This is a genomic window from [Clostridium] innocuum, assembly GCA_012317185.1.
Classification (GTDB): Bacteria; Bacillota_I; Bacilli_A; order Erysipelotrichales; family Erysipelotrichaceae; genus Clostridium_AQ; species Clostridium_AQ innocuum.
The window spans coordinates 2,349,308-2,367,384 of the sequence record CP048838.1 but is presented as its reverse complement, the minus strand read 5'-3'; the positions used below and the strand labels follow the sequence as shown (position 1 = coordinate 2,367,384).

The window sequence follows — 18,077 nt, the reverse complement described above, 5'->3', positions numbered from 1 at the left end:
TTTTTTACCAGGTTCCTTAAATTTCGTTATTTATAATACCAATAGGGGAAAAGGAGGCTTTATGGAACAAGAAAAAAAAGAACGAAGGCAGCATGGGTTTCATCCGCTGCAGGATATCGGACAGCTGTTTCTATCTCTGTATAACAGTATGAAAAAGGGTTTGCGCGGTGTAGGTGTGCTCGCTTCTTTGCTGAAGCAGAGGGTATGGGAGCGAATAGAGGATTGTCAGCTGCGTCAGAAGAATCAGAAAAGCAGAAAACAGATATTGCGCATGGAGGATGAACAGAGTCAGCAGATAAGGGATATTTTATTTCCCAGAAATGCAAGAACCGGTCAGCATGCAACAACGATTATACTGTTTGCGACCTTTGCTCTGCAGCTGATATCGCTGACAACAACCTATCGCGGCGCTCGCTATTATCTGCTCGATCTCAATCCGCTGGCACCGTTTTTGTTTGCGCTGGTTGTTCAGGTTTTGTTGTTTTACTTCAGTAAACAGGCCGGACAGCATGCACATATGAAGCCGACACGCTATATGATATTTCTTATGATTGTCTGTATTTCCGTACTTACATCCTATGTCGGAATCATCAATAATACAATATCGCCACTGAATGATTATAAAAATCAGTATAAGGAATATCAGAGCAGCTTTGCAGCAGCCAAGGATGAGCTGCGCACGCTGTATGGAGATTACGTGTCCTATGAGCGAGCGTTGAATTCTTTGCAGAATCAGGCAAACCAGCTGATACAGATCACGGACAGTGCTATCGCATCCATTCAGAAAAAATCCGGTACGCTTCAGAACATCCAGCCTTCCACCTCGGTAACCACATCACAGCAGAGTGATGGAGGAAGCAGTGTTACACAGACTACGGATCAAAAGGAGCTGACCAGGGCTCTGGAGAAGATTGCAGATAATGAGGAGAAGGCTGAAAAGCTGAAAGCAGCTATCAAGCAGCTGCAGAACGCAAGCAGTTCTACGAGTATGAAGCATATGAAAAAAGAGCTGGATGAGCTGTCTGCTGAAACCCGTCAGCAGCCTTCACAAAAGGCATATACCGAATTTCAGAATCTGACGATGTCCTACAATCATTTACTGGATACACTGAACGCCTTTTTGAAGGAAGCTGATGCGGAAGGCATGAAGGATTTGAAAACGCTGAATATAAGTCTGGATCAGGTTATTCAAATGGTGGGGCAGTACCGTGAATTTCAAAAGCTTACCCTTACGGATATTCAAAAGCTGCAGCAGAAACATAACATTCTGGGCTCTGACCAGCAGGAAAAGGGATCCACGGTTTCCAGTCTGCTGAGTGCCTTTCTGCCATTCCGCAATATGCATCAGGAGGAATATCAGAAATTCCGTATCGATCTGGAGCTTCAGATATCCGACAGCTATTATGCATTAAAAGAGCATGCTAAGGTATTGCAGGCCTTGGATAAAGAAGCGGTGAACAGGATTATGAAAACACTTGATGAAAGCTATCAGAAGCATCATTCCTTCACAGATATAACGGTAATTGCATTTTCGCGCTTTACACAATCGCAGGCGGCGCGCAATACAGCGCTGATCTGCTTTCTGATCGCATCGCTGGTTGATGTCATATCGGCTATTCTGCCGTTTTTCTGGATCAACCGTTACAACTCAGCACTGCATGGCAGAAAAAAACACGGCGGGGATCCGGAAGAAGAATTGCTGGAACAGCTGTATTATGCTGCGGCTTCACAGCTTCCGGTACAGCACAAGGACATTCGAATCTATGTATGTGAGGTTCTCTCCTATCTGAACACCTATATACAGCTTTATCAGGAGGTACCCTTTGCGAAGGAGGATGGTTACGTTATGATGGCTGCGCGACAAAGTGTTGAACAGCCCGGGTATCATGCAATCAATGCTGTCCTGCTAACTCTGCATCAGTTAAACACCATATCCATACAGGATCTGCATCAGATGAAAATACAGTATTATAGCTTTCATGAGGATGTGGGACTTTTACAGGAGGATTATGTATACATCATGAGCAGCGACCTGCTACTGTGGCTGCAGCAGCATCTTCTTGCGGTACTGCATCAGCAGAGGCTGTTATCGGAAATGAAGGGAGGGATGATGGAATGCAAGCATTGAATGTTGCCGCAATCCTTCTGACAGGCAGTGCCTGCAGCGTCTTACTACTGCAAGCCAGACATCGCCTTCTCATTTGCCGTATCCCTGCACTGGTGATCTTTCTTCTGCTGGATTTACCGCTTTACGGCATTCTGCTCTATCTGCACGCAGACACTGCTGAGGCATTGCTTCGCAGAGCTGTTTTGGGCGGTGGCTTCGCTATCGGATGCATTGTAATTGCCCTGCTCTTTCAAAGAAGAAAAAAAGCGCTGCTTTCTTACGGTGGTGAGCTTGTTTCCGTGACCGCGTCACTTCAGCTGTTCACCTTGCTGTATACAGGAGCAGCACTGCTTTACCTGCATTTCGTGCAGACAAGCGGACTGACAAGAGAAATCTGCATGATGATTATGGAGCACCTTCTTTTGTTCTCCATGGTTTCGTGTTTTCTCTGTCTGCTTGAACAGTGGTTTCAGGTAAATGCATGCAGTGAAGCACTGCGACAGCTGCATAAAAGCCGATTGCGGATACGGCAGAAAAAATAAGAGCGAAGCTGTCATAAAAGGAACCTTTTTACTGCAGGGTGTTTGCGAACAGGGGCCTCAAATTCTATGGTTAAATACGATCTATTGCATTATGCCATGAGTAAGAATCCCGAAAGGATATCTGCAGTCTCTTTCGTGCAAGGCTGAAAGCAGTTGACAGTATCCGGTTAAAAGCAGGCGAATACAGAATCGCCTGCTTGTTCTCTCTGTTCTGCATGGGATCCATACAGCTCATGAAAATAGCTGAACCTCATCAGCGAAAAGCACAGAAAAAAAGAGATTTCCGAGCTTGTGATTGGAAATCTCCCCACTTCATGACCTAAGGAATACGCAGCACACAGCTGCTTTTTTCTGTGTTCAAAGAAGCGTGTACAATGATGTCTATCTGATATCCTTTACATACTGCAGTATATCGGCAGCGTTATTGGCGGGACTGGCCTTCTCAAAGGTTTTGATGATAACTCCCTCCTCATCGATGACATACGTGGAACGTGTTACTCCCATATAGGTCTTCCCGTACAGCTTTTTCTCCTTCCAGACATCGTAGGCCTGAATAACGCTCAGTTCTGTATCCGACAACAGAAGGAAGGGAAGCTCATACTTCTCTTTAAATTTTATATGGGAAGCACTGGAATCCTTGCTGATTCCGATTACGACGATATCCTCCCGTTTAAACTCCTCGTAGGCTGCCTTGAATGCACATGCCTGTTTGGTGCATCCCGGTGTATTATCCTTTGGATAAAAATACAAAACGACCTTCTTTCCCTTGAAGTCATGTAAAGCAATCGGATTGCCATGTTCATCCGGTAATGTAAAATCAATGGCCTTGCTGCCAGTTTCCAGCATATCGATCAACTCCTGTCTTTTCTTTATTCTAGCACGATTTTCATTGTGAAGAAAGTCGAATGCATGGTAAAATAAACAGGTATGTGAAAGTGAGGGTATTATATGATAAAACTTGTGGCATGTGATCTGGACGGCACGCTGCTGGATGAAAACCATCAGCTGTCACAGCGCAATATTCAGGCGATACAAAGACTTCATAAGGCAGGTATCAACTTTATGGTGGCGACAGGACGAAATTATCAAAGTGTTGCGCCCATGTTCAAAAAAGAAGGAATTCACTGTGACTGTCTGCTGCTGAACGGTGCCTTGATTACAGATGCGTATGGAAAACGGCTGTCTCATACACCCTTGACGCCGGGAATCGCTGAGGCAGCATTGCGAATTCTGGAGGAAAGCACGCTGCCCTACCATATGTATACCGGTGAAGGAATTGTGAGCAGTACACCGAAACAGGGCAGAGCAATGTTTATCCGGCATATGCGCAAGCAGGGGATGCGGGATAAAGAAATTCATGAGCTCATGGAAACATCCTCCTTTGGAAGGTATGACAGAGAAATCGATGATCCCTTTCAATATCTGATGGAGGAGCCGATTATTTATAAGCTGGAAGCCTTTGGGGATGATGCACAGCAGCTGCAATCAGTGCGGATGCAGCTTTCCGGCATGAAACAGACATCGGTAACGAATTCTGTGGCCGATAATATAGAAATAACAGCAAGCGATGCGCAAAAGGGTCTGGCTTTGAAAAAGCTCTGCGCAAAACAGGGGCTGCATCCGGATGAGGTGATGGTATTCGGTGACAGTCTGAATGATCTGTCCATGATGCGGGAATTTCGTTACAGTTTTGCAATGGCAAATGCCGAAGATATCATAAAGGAAGCCGCCGGCTATCAGACATTGAGCAATGCAGCGCATGGGGTGGCCCACGTGCTGGAACAGCTTCTGGAGGCTGCTACTGAAAAAAGGGTTTCCAATTTATAGAAAATAAGGTAAAATAAAGCTATATGACTCATGGAAAGGATGTTCGAAGTATGAAAAAAGCTACCATTGCGGACGTTGCTGAACTTGCCGGTGTTTCCAAAGCAACCGTATCCCGCTATCTCAAACAGGAAAATGTACGGGAGGAAATAGCAGAGAAGATACGTGCTGCCATTGAAGAAACCGGTTATGTTGCCAGAGGAAGTAAAACAGATAAAGCAAATGACAAAACGGCGGAGACAAAGAGTGAAAAAGGGAAGCACACAGGCAGGGTAAAACAGAAAAATTACCGGCTCGGTGTGCTGGTTAAGGATATTGCGCTGCCCCGCACAAGAAATATAATTCATGCATTGAAGGATGTGCTGAAGGAGCAGGGCATCACATTCTCAATCTGTGTGACCGATGGAATGGAGGAGCTGGAGGAAAAATATCTTACCTCCTATATTGTACAAAATGTGAACGGCATCATCATCGAAGGCTGTTCCAGTGTGGAGTTTATTCAGAAGCAGATGCGTACGACCTCGATTCCGGTTCTGTTCCTGAACGAGGATAAAGAACAGCTGAACTGCTGTTGTTTGCATGAGGTACAGGCCGGAGAGGTGCTGGGAGCCTATATGCTGAAAAAGCAGCAGCTGGTTGTCCGTTATCTCGGGGTTGATCAGATGCTCGCGGATCAGCGGCTGCAGGGAATCCGAAACTGCTATCATGAAAAACGGCAGCCCATCGATCTCAAGGTGATTCTCTGTACTGGCAGCTATGCGGATATCTATGAGAAAATAAAAGAAATCTTTACGGAGAAAATTGATCTTCTTTTACTGGAACGTGATGAGATGGCGATTCCCCTAACCAAATTCGCAAGGGAATATCATATCGCGATTCCGCAGAATGCATCGGTAATCAGCTTTGGCGGACATGAGATTTGCCGCGTGATGTCACCTGCTCTTCATGCACTCGCATATGATTATACAGCATATGCCAGGGATATCGCAGCGCATATGAATGCATTGATTGAAAAAACTGCTGTTAAGGAACAGACGGCTGCCTTCTCGATTTTTGAAGGAGAAAGCGTACGTTAGCTGATATTCAGATATCAGCTTTTTTTCTGAAAAAAAGAGATACTATTGCAATTTCCTTTGTAACCATTTACAATGGCTTTATAAAAGTTAGGGAGTGAACATATGATAAGGGCTGAAGTGAGAAATCTGTGCAAATCCTTCGGAAAGCATAAGGTTTTGAAAAATGTGAGCTTTTCGATTCAGGATCATGAGATCGTAGGGTTTATCGGACCGAACGGGGCAGGAAAATCAACTACAATGAAATGCATGGCGTCATTGATATATCCAACCAGCGGACAGATCATTATCGAGGGACATGATCTCGCAAAGGAGCGGGAGCTCGCTTTACAGTATGTATCGGCGATGATTGAGGCACCGGGGCTGTTTCCGACGCTGAGCGGCTATGAGAATCTGCAGTATTTCGCAAGACTGAAGCATGTCGATCAGAAACGGATAGAAGAAATTGCGTCCTTCACCCGTCTGCATAAGAGTCTTGATAAGCGTGCAGGCCAGTATTCCATGGGGATGAAGCAGCGTCTGGGTCTTGGAATTGCACTGCTGGGGCATCCGAAATTTCTGATTTTGGATGAGCCGACAAACGGACTCGATCCCAGAGGTATCATGGAGCTGCGTCAGGAGCTGCGGCAGCTGGCGGATGATGAGGATGTGTCAATTCTTATATCCTCACATCAGCTGGGTGAAATAGAAAAAGTTGCGGACCGGATCATCTGTATCAATCAGGGAGAAATCGTGGAAACGCCGTCTGCCATACACAATGCATATATATATACCTTTTACATGCAGGAAAAGGATTTGGCGGAAGCCGCAGCGATTCATATGGAGGATGCACAGCTTGAGCGGGTTGATCAGGGGATAAAGGCGCATTTTCGTAATGAAAAGGGGATGAATGCCTATCTGCAAGAGCTGCTGCGTCTGCATATTGATATCATGGATATCGTTAAGGAAAATGTGGATATCGAGTCTGTTTACCGGGAAGTATATGGTGATGGTTCATGAAAAAAATCATTCTGGCAGAATTAAGGAAAAGCTGGAGGGGAAAACGGGTTCTCGTGGCTTTTGCGGCCTTTCTCTGCTTTTTCTCGGTTGTGTATGTAAACTGTCTGCAAAAGGGGAAGGCATATGAGGATGATCTCATCATGCAGCTGCACTACCAGAATGCAATCGTAAGTACAAGGTGTGGAGATTTGATGTACACCTTGCAGAATACGCCTGTTGAGAAAGAAAAACCGGGTCAGCGTGAGGAAGCATACGGCTGGTGCAAAGTAACGGATAATGTATCCAGCTGGACATATCTTCGACAGGCACCGGAATATTTCGACTGGCATAATACAAATGCCTATGCCATAGGGCGTGCCGAAACCCTTCTTGCGCTGATGGATCGCGGTTACTACCACGATGAGCTGAAGGGCTATGGAATCACAAGGAAAACCCTGGAAACGGACAGGGCGTATTACCGTTATTTTGAAGCACAGGATATACCGCCATACACAACACCGTATGAGCCCAATCTCTTAAACTTCATCCTTCAGATGTTTCAGCATGATACGATGCTGCTGCTCATTGTTGTTGTATCACTGTTAATGGCAGATCAGATTTGTCATGACTATGACAGCGGCACCTATAAAGCCATATACAGTCAGCTGATTTCCAGAAAAAAGCTTATTATCGCAAAGGTATCCGCCGCTGCAGCTGTAATTCTGTTAACCCTTCCGGCTGCACTCGCTGTATTTTCCGTTGTGCCGCTGTCGGCCTATGGAATGGGAAGCAGTGCATATCCGTACATTGTACATACCTATGATGTCGTATCATGGACATGGCTGCTGCAGCGGATCCTGCCGTTCTCCCTTCTTGTAATTCTCTTTTATATGACTGTGGCCGCGCTGCTGGCCTCCTGGCAGAAAACGATATCCAACACCATGCTTTGTATCGGCTCCCTGCTGATCCTCATTTACTTCCTCATCCGTATATTCGGATATTCCATACCGCTGTTTTCCTGGATACCGTTCTTCTACATATATCCGATGGAAATCGCTGCGCATGATTTCACGTTGGACTTGCTTCCGTGTACAATTCTCTGCATTGCCGGCAGCCTTGTGTTTTTCCTGCTGCATATTTTTATCATAGAAAAACGGGATTTGGAAGGTGGTGTCCGCTCATGAAGCGGCGATTCTGCGTATACCGGCAGGACAGGGGGACTGCATGAGGGCTCTGCTGTATGCGGAAATACGGAAAAGCTGGAAAGCAAAGCGGTTTCTGGTATCCGTTCTCGCATTTCTATGTTTCTTTGCGGCAGTATATGCAATTGCTTTAAAGAAGGAAAGGGCATATGGGGATGCACTGGTCATGCAGCTGCATTATGAAAATCCTGTCGCAGATAATCAATGTCAGACACTGCTGTTCAATCTGCAGCGTACACCGAAAGAGGAGGAAGCCCCGAAGCAGCGGGAGGAGGCGTATTTGAGGTGTGATATCCAATACGCGACATCCTCCTGGACCAATATGCAGCAATCTCCTGAATATTTTGACTGGCATGATACCGTTCGCTATGCAAAGGAGCGTGCACTGGGTTATCAGAAGCTGCAGGAGCTTGGTTTATCCATGGACATGGTGAAGGAGCTGGGGATAACAAAGGATACGCTGCACCGTGATCATACCTATTATGCGTATTTCCTCAATCATGATATAAAGCCGTATACCAGTCCCTATGAGCCGACACTGTTAGACTTTCTTATGCAGATAGTTCAACAGGATACCATGCTGTTGCTGCTGCTTGTTGTTGGCGTATTGATGGCGGATCAGATTTGCCATGATTTTGAGAGTGGGACATATAAGCTCATATACAGTATGCCAATCTCCAGAGGTACTCTGCTGATTGCCAAACTGCTGACAGCATCCTTTGTAATTCTGCTTTCCTTTACGATTGCTCTGCTGCTGTTTTCCATCCTGCCCCTTCTGCAGCATGGACTGGGAAGCATGCAATACCCATACATCGTTCGCTCGTATGAGGTGAGTACCTGGTCATCCTTAATGATCAAAGCGGTGCCGCTTTCCATGCTTGTGGTTTTGTGCTATATTGTGCGGCAGCATGGCTGGCATCTTGGCAGAAGACGGTGTCCAATACGCTGCTGTGTATCGGCTCCCTTTTGCTTGTGATATATTTCATGATGCGTATCTTTGGAAATTCGTCCCCTCTGTTTTCCTGGATTCCGTTTTTCTATCTGCATCCGCTGGAAATTGCTGCACAGGAATATGCAGCGAACAGTACCCTGTGTATGATGATGTGTGCGCTGTGGCTGCCGCTTTTATTTGTCGGGACCATACACGTGATTAACCGATCCGACCTGGAAGGAGGTATGCGATGATGCTGGAAATAAAAAAACTGCTGCGTAAGAGAAAGCTGTGGATTGCCATGGTCTGTGTCCTGCTGTGCGGTGTGCTGAGCGCAGTGGATTTGAATGAGAAGGCAGCAACCGAGCACAGAGCGCTCTACGCTGATGCACTGGAGGCGGAGAACAAAGTGAAGCATCAGCTGTTCATGCTGATGACGGATGACAATGCCGCGTATTTCAAAACCCTGACACAGAAGAGTGAGCGCTTAAAATCAGCCATCCAGAATAAGGACTGGAGGGCTGTGAATAAAAATTATGCCGAAGTGAATCTGCTGCATGCAAGACGTGTTTCCGCTCTGTATGCTACACGGAACTTCGATTTGTATTATCGTGAATATGTAACGAAGGAGGATACGCTGGAGGCATTGCGCAAGGAACGAAAGCTTCCGGAATTTTCCGATCGTGAAATATCAGAGGATTGGGCGAACAGCTACATGGACAATGATGAAACTCAGATGTTTCCGTATTATCAGTTCACCGCCCGGTTTTATGATCAGCTGGAAAAGCAGGGGATTGCCACTTTGACCTATTCCACAACGGACAGCGCTACGCTGATCGTACAGTTCATGCGCTCCCTGTTTCCGATACTGCCGGTTATATTGATCACGCTTCTGTGCTTTGACTCCATTCATGAGGACCGGGATAGCGGGGTTATCAAAACACTGCTGTCACAGCCACGCAAACGCATTTGTTATCTGCACCAGAAAATACGCACCAATCTTGCGGCGCTGTGTGCCATATTCTTTATACCGCTTCTGCTGCTTTCCCTGTGCTTCGGCATCTTTGATCACTATGAGCGTATGCAGGCACCGGTGTTGTCCAATGTGCAGGGATTGACCTCTTTGGAACAGATGGAGAACACCCTGGCGGAAACAGAAGAAAATAATGCAATGACATATACGCTTGGAATTACGCGGTATTTTTCCATTCCTTATCAGACACAGAGTCCGAATTCCAAATTTGATTTTTTGCCGATGTGGCAGTTCACAGGCTGGTGTGTCCTGATGGCGCTGCTTGTCATCCTCTTCTGCATGCTGCTGAATATGCTGTTTAATGCCATTTGCAGAAACAAGATGACATCACTGGTTCTGACGCTTGCCATTCTGCTGCTTGGCATGGGAATTGCACAGCCGGCCAATACCGAGACATGGTATGCATGGCTTCCGTTCACCTATTTCAATCCCGTGGACATTCTCAGCGGCTATACGTCCTATACCTATCTGAATGGTATTCTGACGTTGGGAATATCCTGCGGACTCCTGTATGTTGCAACACGCTGGATCTTCCGGAAAAAGGATGCAGCATAAAAAATCCGCTCACCTGCGGCAGCATCAGCCAGCTTCAACGTATGCGAAACAACATATCACAGCAACGTTGAGAAGCTTTGGCACAACGGTATCAGGTGTTCGGATTTTTTCTTTTTAAGGCCTCGTATTTATCACGGGCAATTGCGCGGTATACGCTCTCATGGCGGCTTTCCCACATCATCATCGCCCAGCAGCACCATAACAGATTCTGGAAATTCTCCCAGATATCAAGCTGCCTGCGCACGGTAGCATTCATTTCGTTGAAATACACGGCATAGAAGCGCTCCCGCAGGGCTGGATCCTCTATCTGGTTCTCACTCAGAAAGGACATGACATCAAACAGCGGATCGTTGTTAGCGGCATATTCAAAATCAATCAGATAGGTCTTATCCTTTGTAAACAGGATATTCCCATCCACCCAGTCGTTATGACAGAGGATACGGGGGTTGTTTAAATGATAAACTGCCTGTATGGCATCCTCATACGGGGTCAGATCGTACAGCGGCTGCCGGAGGCGGTTTCGATAGCCCTGCAGTCGACGAATCGGTTCAAAATCGGCATCCACACGCTTCTGCAGCGAATGGAACCGTTTCATAAGGGCAGCTGTCCGTTCCAGCTTGCAGGGGTCTTCGCATTCTCTGTAGGTTCTGGCATCCGGCAGATACCGTGTAACCTTATAGCCGCTTGCTTCATCATAATAAATCGTTTCCACATCGATATCCGCATCCCGCACAGCCTCCAGAGCCATCGTTTCGTGATGCCGGTTCACAATATGCTCGCTGTCTGCGCGGGGAATGCGCAGGACATATGTTTCCTGATTCATTTCCAGAAGGAAGTTCTGATTGGTCAGCCCTTTATGCATATCACGTATCGTAATATCCGGATCGAAAAACAGCGTATCCAGAAAATCCATTGCTTTCATTCATATCACCTGTTTAATCATAGCATATTTAAGTAAAATTTGTTAGAATAAATAGCGAGAAGGTGAAGAAGTGAAAAAAGTTCTGCTGACGACATGCAATGCTAAATATATACATAAGAATCTTGCTTTGCGCTGGCTGTATACGACAGCTCCGCATAAGGAATGCGTCACGATAAGGGAATATACGATAAAAGAGCAGGAGGAGTGGATCGCACAGGATATTTTATCCGTACAGCCGGAGGTGGTATGCTTCAGCTGCTATATATGGAATATTCAGCTGATCCGAAGGGTCATTGTTTTGCTGAAGCAGCAAAACAGCAATCTGCATATACTGGTTGGTGGTCCGGAGGTCAGCTACGAGTCCTATGATCTGCTGGATGAGGGTGTGGATGCCATCAGTATCGGAGAAGGGGAACAGAGTGTATGGGAATACATCACCATGCTGGAGGAAGCAAAAGCGTATCCGGTTTCAGGTATTTACACAAAGCAGTATCCCAATACGGAATATCGCAAAACTGACCTTGCATGGCTGGAGCGCTTTGAAGCACCGTATTTCATGGAAATGGATGAGGCGGGGATGGACAGGCAGTATTTTTATCTGGAGACAAGCAGAGGCTGTCCATACGGCTGCACCTACTGCCTGTCCTCCGCCGATCGAGCTGTCCGCATGTTTTCCATGGAGTATATCATGAGGATACTGCACAAGCTGAAGGACAGCAGAGTAACGCAGGTGAAGCTGCTGGATCGCACCTTCAATGCAGATCCCAAGCGCGCTTTGCAGATTGCACGCTATATGAATGAATACTGTACTCATCAGATTTTCCAATTTGAAATCGTTGCGGAAACACTGAGTGAGGAGCTGCTGCAGTTTTTCTGTGAGGAGGCTGTTCCCGGTCGCTTCCGCTTTGAAATCGGCGTGCAGTCCTTTCATACCAGGACGCTGCACGCGGTTGGACGCACCCAGAATAACGAACGTCTCATAGAGGTCATTCAGCGACTGAAGGCAAGCGGTGCTGTCATGCATGTGGATTTGATTGCCGGTCTGCCCTATGAGGATCTGAATTTGTTTCAGGTCTCCTTTGATACTCTGTTTTCCCTGCAGGCCAGTGAGCTGCAGCTTGGTATTCTCAAGCTGCTGAAGGGAACCAAGCTGCGAAGTCAGCGGGAAAGCTATCACTTCGTGTTTCAGGAAAATGCCCCCTATGATGTTCGGGCCAGTGCGTGGCTGAAGGAAGAGGAGATGCAGCGGATTCATGCGTGTGCAGAGGCGGTTGAAAAATTCTGGAACAGCGCAGCCTGTCGCAGTGTGATTACCGCAATCCTGAAGCTGCACTGGTATGAGAGTGCATTTGCATTATTTATGGATCTGGGACAGGAGTATGAAAAGCTGCCTCGTCCCTATCAGCCCTATGAGCTGTTTCGCTGCTTTTATCCGTTACTGAATACACAGGATGAACGTCTGGTGGATGCCATCCTGCTGATGCAGTATTACCGTAATTTTAAACAGAAGCCGCATCGCTTCACACGGCCATGGGTAACGCTGGAGAAAAAAAAGGAGCTGCTTTCCTTTGCCCTGAAGCAGGGGATTGCCAATCAGGATACGCTGTTTCGCTATGGTGTGGCGGATATCGGCTATTGCGGGGAAGCAGGCTATCAGCTGGTGCTGTACAATCGTCACCAGCAATATCCGAGACAGTGGTTTATCAATGAGAAAATAACAGAAATCAAGGAGATGACACGATGAAAGAAATCATGCTTGCAAGCGCCAATGCGCATAAGGCGCAGGAATTTGAAGAAATGCTCAGGCCGCTTGGATATACCGTGAAGACATTGCTCGATCTAAAGGAGGATATCGAGATTGAAGAAACAGGGACAACCTTTGAAGAAAATGCCCTGATTAAGGCAAAGGCAATTCATGAGCGTCTGGGAATCGAGGTGATTGCGGATGACAGCGGTCTTGCTGTCAATGCACTGGATGGCGCACCGGGTATCTATTCCGCACGCTTTATGGGCAGGGATACCTCCTATGATGTGAAAAATCAATATCTGATCGATCAATGCAGGCATGCCGAGGATAAGGGCTGTCAGTTTATCTGTGCGATCGCCTATGTGCAGGCAGATGGCAGTGAGCATGTCTTTACCGGAGTCGTAGAGGGCATTGTGGCAGACCATATGGAAGGCGCAAAGGGCTTTGGCTATGACCCTATTTTCTATTATCCGCCTTATGGAACCACACTGGCAAATGTGAGTGAGGAACAGAAAAACCGTGTTTCCCATCGCGGGCGTGCGCTGGCAAAGCTGGTAGCCTTTATGGAAAAGGAGAAATGATATGCTGCACCTTGTACTATATGAACCGGAAATCCCGCAGAACACCGGTAACATGATGCGGACCTGTATGGCAACCGGCACCCGTCTGCATCTGATACAGCCGCTGGGCTTTTCACTGGATGAACAGCATCTGAAAAGAGCGGGTATGGATTATGTGAAGGAGCTGGAGTATACAATCTATAAAAGCTGGGAGGAATTCACTCAGCAAAATCCCAGTGATAATTATTATTATATGACGAGATACGGCAAAAAAGCACCTTCGCAGTTTGACTTTACCAAATGTGAGGGCGATATCTATTTTATTCTGGGCAAAGAGAGTACAGGAATTCCCAAGACGATTCTTTCCCGGCAGCTGGAGCACTGTATGCGCCTTCCCATGGTGGCCAATGCGCGTTCCTTAAACCTCAGCAACTGCGCGGCAATCATCCTCTATGAGGCTTTGCGGCAGCTGGATTATCCGGGTCTTTCCGGTGTTGAGGTTATTAAGGGAGAGGATTGGCTGACAACATGATTGAATGGCTCGATCAATTCGTCGATACACGGGCAAAGCGCCGGCATTTATTGTATTTAATTGCCTTATCCTCATGCATACTGCTCGTGCTGCCCTATCTGTTTCTCGGCCTTCGCCTGCTGCAGCTATCTGATTATCCCTCAGTATTCGCGTTGCTGAAGGAGCCGCTGATTTCACAGACCTATGTATCACGTATTATTCTGGATACGATTTCCCTTGCATCCTTTTCTTTTACAAAGGCGATCACAGTTCTGCTGAAGGAGCTGCGTCCATTTGAGGTGGTAACGGCACTGCTGTTTCTGCTCGTCTTCCCGGCTGTAGAGAAAAAGCGGAGTACGACCGTTGTGCTGAGTGCCGCACTGCTTGCGGCAGGTGGTATCTTTTTCTGTACCTGGCAGGGACTTTCCAGCACATCGCTGGCACAGGCAGTCGTCTATATCCGCTGTATCGGCGGAATTTTGTGTGTTCTTGGCGGGGTGCTATTATGCTTTCTATTCTATTATACACGCAGGCAGCTGAAATCCTATTATCTGGCATTGCAGATACGGGTAGAAGAATTGGAAGAACAAGAAACTGGAGGCAGCTTATGATAAAGACAAAACGGCTGAGCATACAGCCCTTTCAGGAAGCAGACTGTACCGGCATGGTGAATCTGCTGTGCAATGAAGAAATTAAGAAAACCTTTATGATTCCGGATTTTGCAACAAAATCCATGGCAGAGCGCCTGTTTCATCAATTCAAGGAATGGTCATATGAGGAAGCGCGTTATGAGCGTGGAATCTATCTTGGTGATCAGCTCATCGGGTTTGTCAATACTGTGGATGCAGAAAAAAGCTGCATTGAGCTGGGGTATGTGATCCATCCGGCACATCATAATCACGGCTATGCCACAGAGATGTTACAGGCAGTAATAGCAGATCTGTTTGAAAAAGGCTATCATGAAATCTGCGCAGGGGCCTTTCAGGAAAATACTGCAAGCTGCCGCGTTATGGAAAAGTGCGGTATGAAACGGATACAGAAAACAGCAGAGGTGGACTATCGCGGCCATCTGCATACATGTGTCTATTACCGTATTCGTAAATAATGACAGGAATTTTATCAGCGAAGTGATATGCGCAAGAAAACGGCAGACAGCCCATGCGCATCCACTGCTGCTTATATCAGAAAATAAAAAAAGAACATGTGCGATTGCCGATGGCAGCACATGTTCTTTTTTTGTGCGCGTTTCTTAGAACTCTTTCAGGTTACGCAGGTTTGTGGATTCGTCTCCATCGTTAATTCCACGAATGTGACGAGCTCCGTCACGTCCTGTGAATGGAAGAGCGTTTTCGATCATACCCTGTTCAACAGCCTCTAAAGCCTGTTCGTAGTCGTAAGTCTTTCCATTGTTGTCCTTGAACTCGCTTAATGTACCATCACTGTTACGACGAGCTGCAACGAAACGTGTCTTTTTGCTTGTTTTTTCTTTTTTCATTTTTTCTTACCTCCTGACATTATTGTGAACACCAATCGCATATTTATACATAGGAGGGATACTGTGAAATTCTGGAAATTAAAAATGAATGACAGGAATTATCTGCTGGTGAGTGTGCGAAGAGAGCACATGCGGGATGTTACACTGTGCAGTGAACAGATGCAGCAGGAGCATCAAAGCTTTGCGGGGAGTATTGTAAGGGAGGATATCCGCTTTCAGATTGTGGAGGATGCAAATACTGCAAATTTATGCAGTTTGGAGGCGGTATGCTGTCTGGGGTTCTGGTATATGAAGCAGTTTGAGAAGGATACCTGCAATATCCGGTTGCAGGAGCGGGAATGCCGCATGAAATGCTTCCGCAACCTGGTGACTCTTGAAATCCGGGAGCATGATACGTACCGCATGCCTGAAGCCTACGAAATACAGGATGCTATGCATTTCAGTACGCCGGAGGGCTCAGAAACACTGATTCCGGTCTATCGCAAGGCATATCATGACGATCTCCTGCACAAAATAGCTGTAGGCGTATCCCGCGGCGGAAAAAGCCTTCTGCGCTGGTCCAACAACAAAATCTACCTTTCTGCACCGGTGTATATGGATTATGAGGGCATTGCAAGGAAAATGTGATGAGTTGGGTGAAGATTGAAGAAGAATATAGTCGTTTCCATTGAAATTTTCCGATTTTCGTTTATAATAATGTCTATGGTGAAGAGCCTTTAACCATCTTTTTCTAAACGGACATACGGTAGGGAGTGGTAATTCTTGGATGGATCGCAAATATGTCTTCTCATCGTTTTACTTATACTGGTAGCTTTCAGTGCACTGTTTTCGTCAACAGAAACGGCATATTCCTCTGTGAATATGATACGTTTGAAGCAAATGGCGAAAAACGGAGATAAGCGTGCCCGTACAGCGTACAGCATTTCCAAAAACTTTACGGCTGCAATTACAACAATATTGATTGGAAACAACGTGGTGAATATTCTGGCAACCTCCATTGCGACAGAGCTGTTTACACAGATGTTCGGGAGTGCCGGTGTGGCAGTTGCCACAGGAATCATGACGGTTCTGATTCTGACGTTTGGAGAAATTACGCCGAAAATTGTTGCGAAAGCAAAAGCGGAATCCGTAGCTTTGTTTATGGCAAAGCCGCTTTCCATCATGGTGCTGCTGTTTCGCCCGATTTCCTTTGTTGTGGAATCGATCGAAGCGCACTGGGAAAAGAAAATGGAAATTGAAAACGTTACGGCAACGGAGGATGAGCTTCTGGAGATCGTTTCAACGATTGAACAGGAGGGAGTTCTGGAGCAGGAGGAGCGCGAGCTGATTGAAAGCGTCATTGAGTTTGATGATAAGAATGTACGCGATATCATGGTACCCAAGGATCAGGTTGTTTTTCTGTATGACAATGCCACCTATGAGCAGATGAAGCAGGTTCTTCATGATCACAAGCTGTCCCGGCTTCCGGTGATTTCCTATCAGACAACCGAGGTTGTCGGTATTCTGCGCGTGCGCGATGTACTGGATGCTCTTCTGGAGGATAAGGAAATCGTCATTTCTGAGATGATGCAGGAGCCGGTATTCGTTACACAGCGAAAGAAGCTGCCTGCGGTTCTGGAGGATATTCAGAAATCGAGGGAGCATATGGCGATTGTTGAGGAATCTTTGACTTCCCATGTGTTTGTCGGAATTGTCACGCTGGAGGATGTATTGGAAGAGCTGGTAGGAGAGATCTATGATGAATATGATCCTCTTCCCAATCACGTCGTGGAAATCGGACACCATACCTTTACGATTGACGGGAATGTGTCGCTCGTTGATTTCTTCGATACATATGTAGAAGATCAGGATGCGCCGAAAACAAAGGCGAGAACCTTCGCCGCCTGGATCTTTGAACTGAATAACCATCGCAAGGTCCGCAAAGGCCGTGAAATAGAATTTGAAAACTTTGAAATCAAGGTTCTGGATACCAAGGATGGTATGGCAGCCAGAATCGAAATGCAGATCTTGTCACAAATGGATGACGATTTAGACTAGGAGGAATACTATGAACGTATTTTTGAAAGCAGTAAAGCCTGCAAACGCACCAAAGGCGCTGGGGCCTTATTCTCCGGCAGTGAAGCTGGGAGACTTTGTTTACCTGAGCGGGCAGATTCCCTTAAACCCGGAAACAGGAGAGGTAGAAGGAACGACAATCGAAGAGCAGACTCACCAGGTCATGAAGAACATCAAGGCTGTTCTTGCGGACATGGGGCTTGATTACAAGCACATCGTTAAGACGACGATCTTTGTCAGCGATCTGAATGACTTTGATAAGCTGAACGAGGTATACGGCAGCTATCTGGAGGAACCATATCCGGCAAGAAGCTGTGTGCAGGTAGCACGTCTGCCAAAGGATGTTAAGGTAGAAATCGAATGCATTGTGATTGATACCCTGGTTTATGAACAGCAGATGGCAGCGCAGGAAAGCGGATGCTCAGGCTGTGGCGGCGGATGCGACGGAGGCTGCTGCTAGAAGAGGTCATATGGGAACGGAGTAAATCTGTTCCTTTTTTTATGCAGGAAATTCTCTCGTATTTGATTACTTTTTGTGCATT

General features: G+C 46.5%; 20 protein-coding genes. 17 read left to right on the top strand and 3 right to left on the bottom strand.

What is annotated here, in order from left to right; translation table 11 throughout:
- The first annotated feature begins 61 nt into the window (after positions 1-61).
- Both G4D54_11440 and G4D54_11435 read left to right on the top strand, forming a co-directional pair.
- Positions 62-2,128, top strand: coding sequence for a hypothetical protein (locus tag G4D54_11440; GenBank protein ID QJA03016.1), 2,067 nt, complete (start codon positions 62-64; stop codon positions 2,126-2,128).
- Positions 2,116-2,649: a hypothetical protein gene (locus tag G4D54_11435; protein ID QJA03015.1), complete on the top strand. Its 534-nt coding sequence runs from the start codon at positions 2,116-2,118 to the stop codon at positions 2,647-2,649. The genes G4D54_11440 and G4D54_11435 overlap by 13 nt, the downstream gene beginning before the upstream one ends.
- Before the next feature lie 381 nt (positions 2,650-3,030).
- Here the strand turns inward: G4D54_11435 and bcp are convergent, their stop codons facing one another.
- Complete coding sequence (bcp, locus tag G4D54_11430) at positions 3,031-3,495, bottom strand: thioredoxin-dependent thiol peroxidase (GenBank protein ID QJA03014.1); 465 nt, start codon at positions 3,493-3,495, stop codon at positions 3,031-3,033.
- Positions 3,496-3,597: 102 nt separating this feature from the next.
- Here bcp and G4D54_11425 point away from each other — a divergent pair, with 102 nt between their 5' ends.
- The 7 genes from G4D54_11425 to G4D54_11395 all read left to right on the top strand — a co-directional run bounded on the left by G4D54_11425 (position 3,598) and on the right by G4D54_11395 (position 10,245).
- Positions 3,598-4,476 (top strand): Cof-type HAD-IIB family hydrolase, encoded by an 879-nt coding sequence (locus G4D54_11425; GenBank protein QJA03013.1) that lies wholly within the window; start codon positions 3,598-3,600, stop codon positions 4,474-4,476.
- Positions 4,477-4,526: 50 nt separating this feature from the next.
- A complete protein-coding gene (locus G4D54_11420) occupies positions 4,527-5,549 on the top strand; it encodes a LacI family transcriptional regulator (protein ID QJA03012.1) in 1,023 nt (340 codons plus the stop codon).
- Between the two features lie 102 nt (positions 5,550-5,651).
- Complete coding sequence (locus G4D54_11415; protein QJA03011.1) at positions 5,652-6,545, top strand: ABC transporter ATP-binding protein; 894 nt, start codon at positions 5,652-5,654, stop codon at positions 6,543-6,545.
- Positions 6,542-7,708, top strand: coding sequence for an ABC transporter permease subunit (locus tag G4D54_11410; GenBank protein QJA03010.1), 1,167 nt, complete (start codon positions 6,542-6,544; stop codon positions 7,706-7,708). The genes G4D54_11415 and G4D54_11410 overlap by 4 nt, the downstream gene beginning before the upstream one ends.
- 40 nt (positions 7,709-7,748) lie before the next feature.
- A complete protein-coding gene (locus tag G4D54_11405) occupies positions 7,749-8,702 on the top strand; it encodes an ABC transporter permease (protein QJA05192.1) in 954 nt (317 codons plus the stop codon).
- An 8-nt stretch (positions 8,703-8,710) separates the two neighbouring features.
- Positions 8,711-8,911: a hypothetical protein gene (locus tag G4D54_11400; GenBank protein QJA03009.1), complete on the top strand. Its 201-nt coding sequence runs from the start codon at positions 8,711-8,713 to the stop codon at positions 8,909-8,911.
- Positions 8,911-10,245, top strand: a complete 1,335-nt coding sequence (locus G4D54_11395; protein ID QJA05191.1) for an ABC transporter permease subunit — start codon at positions 8,911-8,913, stop codon at positions 10,243-10,245. The genes G4D54_11400 and G4D54_11395 overlap by 1 nt, the downstream gene beginning before the upstream one ends.
- 91 nt (positions 10,246-10,336) lie before the next feature.
- Here the strand turns inward: G4D54_11395 and G4D54_11390 are convergent, their stop codons facing one another.
- Positions 10,337-11,167 (bottom strand): phosphotransferase, encoded by an 831-nt coding sequence (locus G4D54_11390; GenBank protein ID QJA03008.1) that lies wholly within the window; start codon positions 11,165-11,167, stop codon positions 10,337-10,339.
- Between the two features lie 70 nt (positions 11,168-11,237).
- Between G4D54_11390 and G4D54_11385 the strand changes: the two genes are divergently transcribed.
- The 5 genes from G4D54_11385 to G4D54_11365 are packed head-to-tail and all read left to right on the top strand — an operon-like array spanning position 11,238 to position 15,090.
- Positions 11,238-12,911, top strand: a complete 1,674-nt coding sequence (locus G4D54_11385) for a DUF4080 domain-containing protein (protein QJA03007.1) — start codon at positions 11,238-11,240, stop codon at positions 12,909-12,911.
- The gene (gene rdgB, locus G4D54_11380; protein QJA03006.1) at positions 12,908-13,495 is read left to right on the top strand and encodes an RdgB/HAM1 family non-canonical purine NTP pyrophosphatase; all 588 of its coding nucleotides are present in this window, start codon (positions 12,908-12,910) and stop codon (positions 13,493-13,495) included. Before G4D54_11385 ends, rdgB begins: the two co-directional genes overlap by 4 nt.
- Position 13,496: 1 nt before the next feature.
- A complete protein-coding gene (locus G4D54_11375) occupies positions 13,497-14,006 on the top strand; it encodes a tRNA (cytidine(34)-2'-O)-methyltransferase (GenBank protein QJA03005.1) in 510 nt (169 codons plus the stop codon).
- Positions 14,003-14,596 carry a hypothetical protein gene (locus tag G4D54_11370; GenBank protein QJA03004.1) on the top strand — a complete coding sequence of 198 codons (594 nt, stop codon included), beginning with the start codon at positions 14,003-14,005 and terminating at the stop codon, positions 14,594-14,596. Before G4D54_11375 ends, G4D54_11370 begins: the two co-directional genes overlap by 4 nt.
- On the top strand, positions 14,593-15,090 hold the full coding sequence (locus G4D54_11365) for a GNAT family N-acetyltransferase (GenBank protein QJA03003.1): 498 nt from the start codon (positions 14,593-14,595) through the stop codon (positions 15,088-15,090). The genes G4D54_11370 and G4D54_11365 overlap by 4 nt, the downstream gene beginning before the upstream one ends.
- A gap of 144 nt (positions 15,091-15,234) precedes the next feature.
- Here the strand turns inward: G4D54_11365 and G4D54_11360 are convergent, their stop codons facing one another.
- On the bottom strand, positions 15,235-15,480 hold the full coding sequence (locus G4D54_11360) for a DUF3892 domain-containing protein (GenBank protein QJA03002.1): 246 nt from the start codon (positions 15,478-15,480) through the stop codon (positions 15,235-15,237).
- 63 nt (positions 15,481-15,543) lie between these two features.
- Between G4D54_11360 and G4D54_11355 the strand changes: the two genes are divergently transcribed.
- From G4D54_11355 to G4D54_11345, 3 genes are all read left to right on the top strand, one after another.
- Entirely contained in the window at positions 15,544-16,107 is a 564-nt protein-coding gene (locus G4D54_11355; GenBank protein ID QJA03001.1) for a hypothetical protein, read from the top strand.
- 135 nt (positions 16,108-16,242) lie between these two features.
- Positions 16,243-17,517, top strand: a complete 1,275-nt coding sequence (locus G4D54_11350) for an HlyC/CorC family transporter (protein QJA03000.1) — start codon at positions 16,243-16,245, stop codon at positions 17,515-17,517.
- Between the two features lie 10 nt (positions 17,518-17,527).
- Positions 17,528-17,995, top strand: a complete 468-nt coding sequence (locus tag G4D54_11345; protein ID QJA02999.1) for a RidA family protein — start codon at positions 17,528-17,530, stop codon at positions 17,993-17,995.
- Positions 17,996-18,077 lie beyond the last annotated feature (82 nt).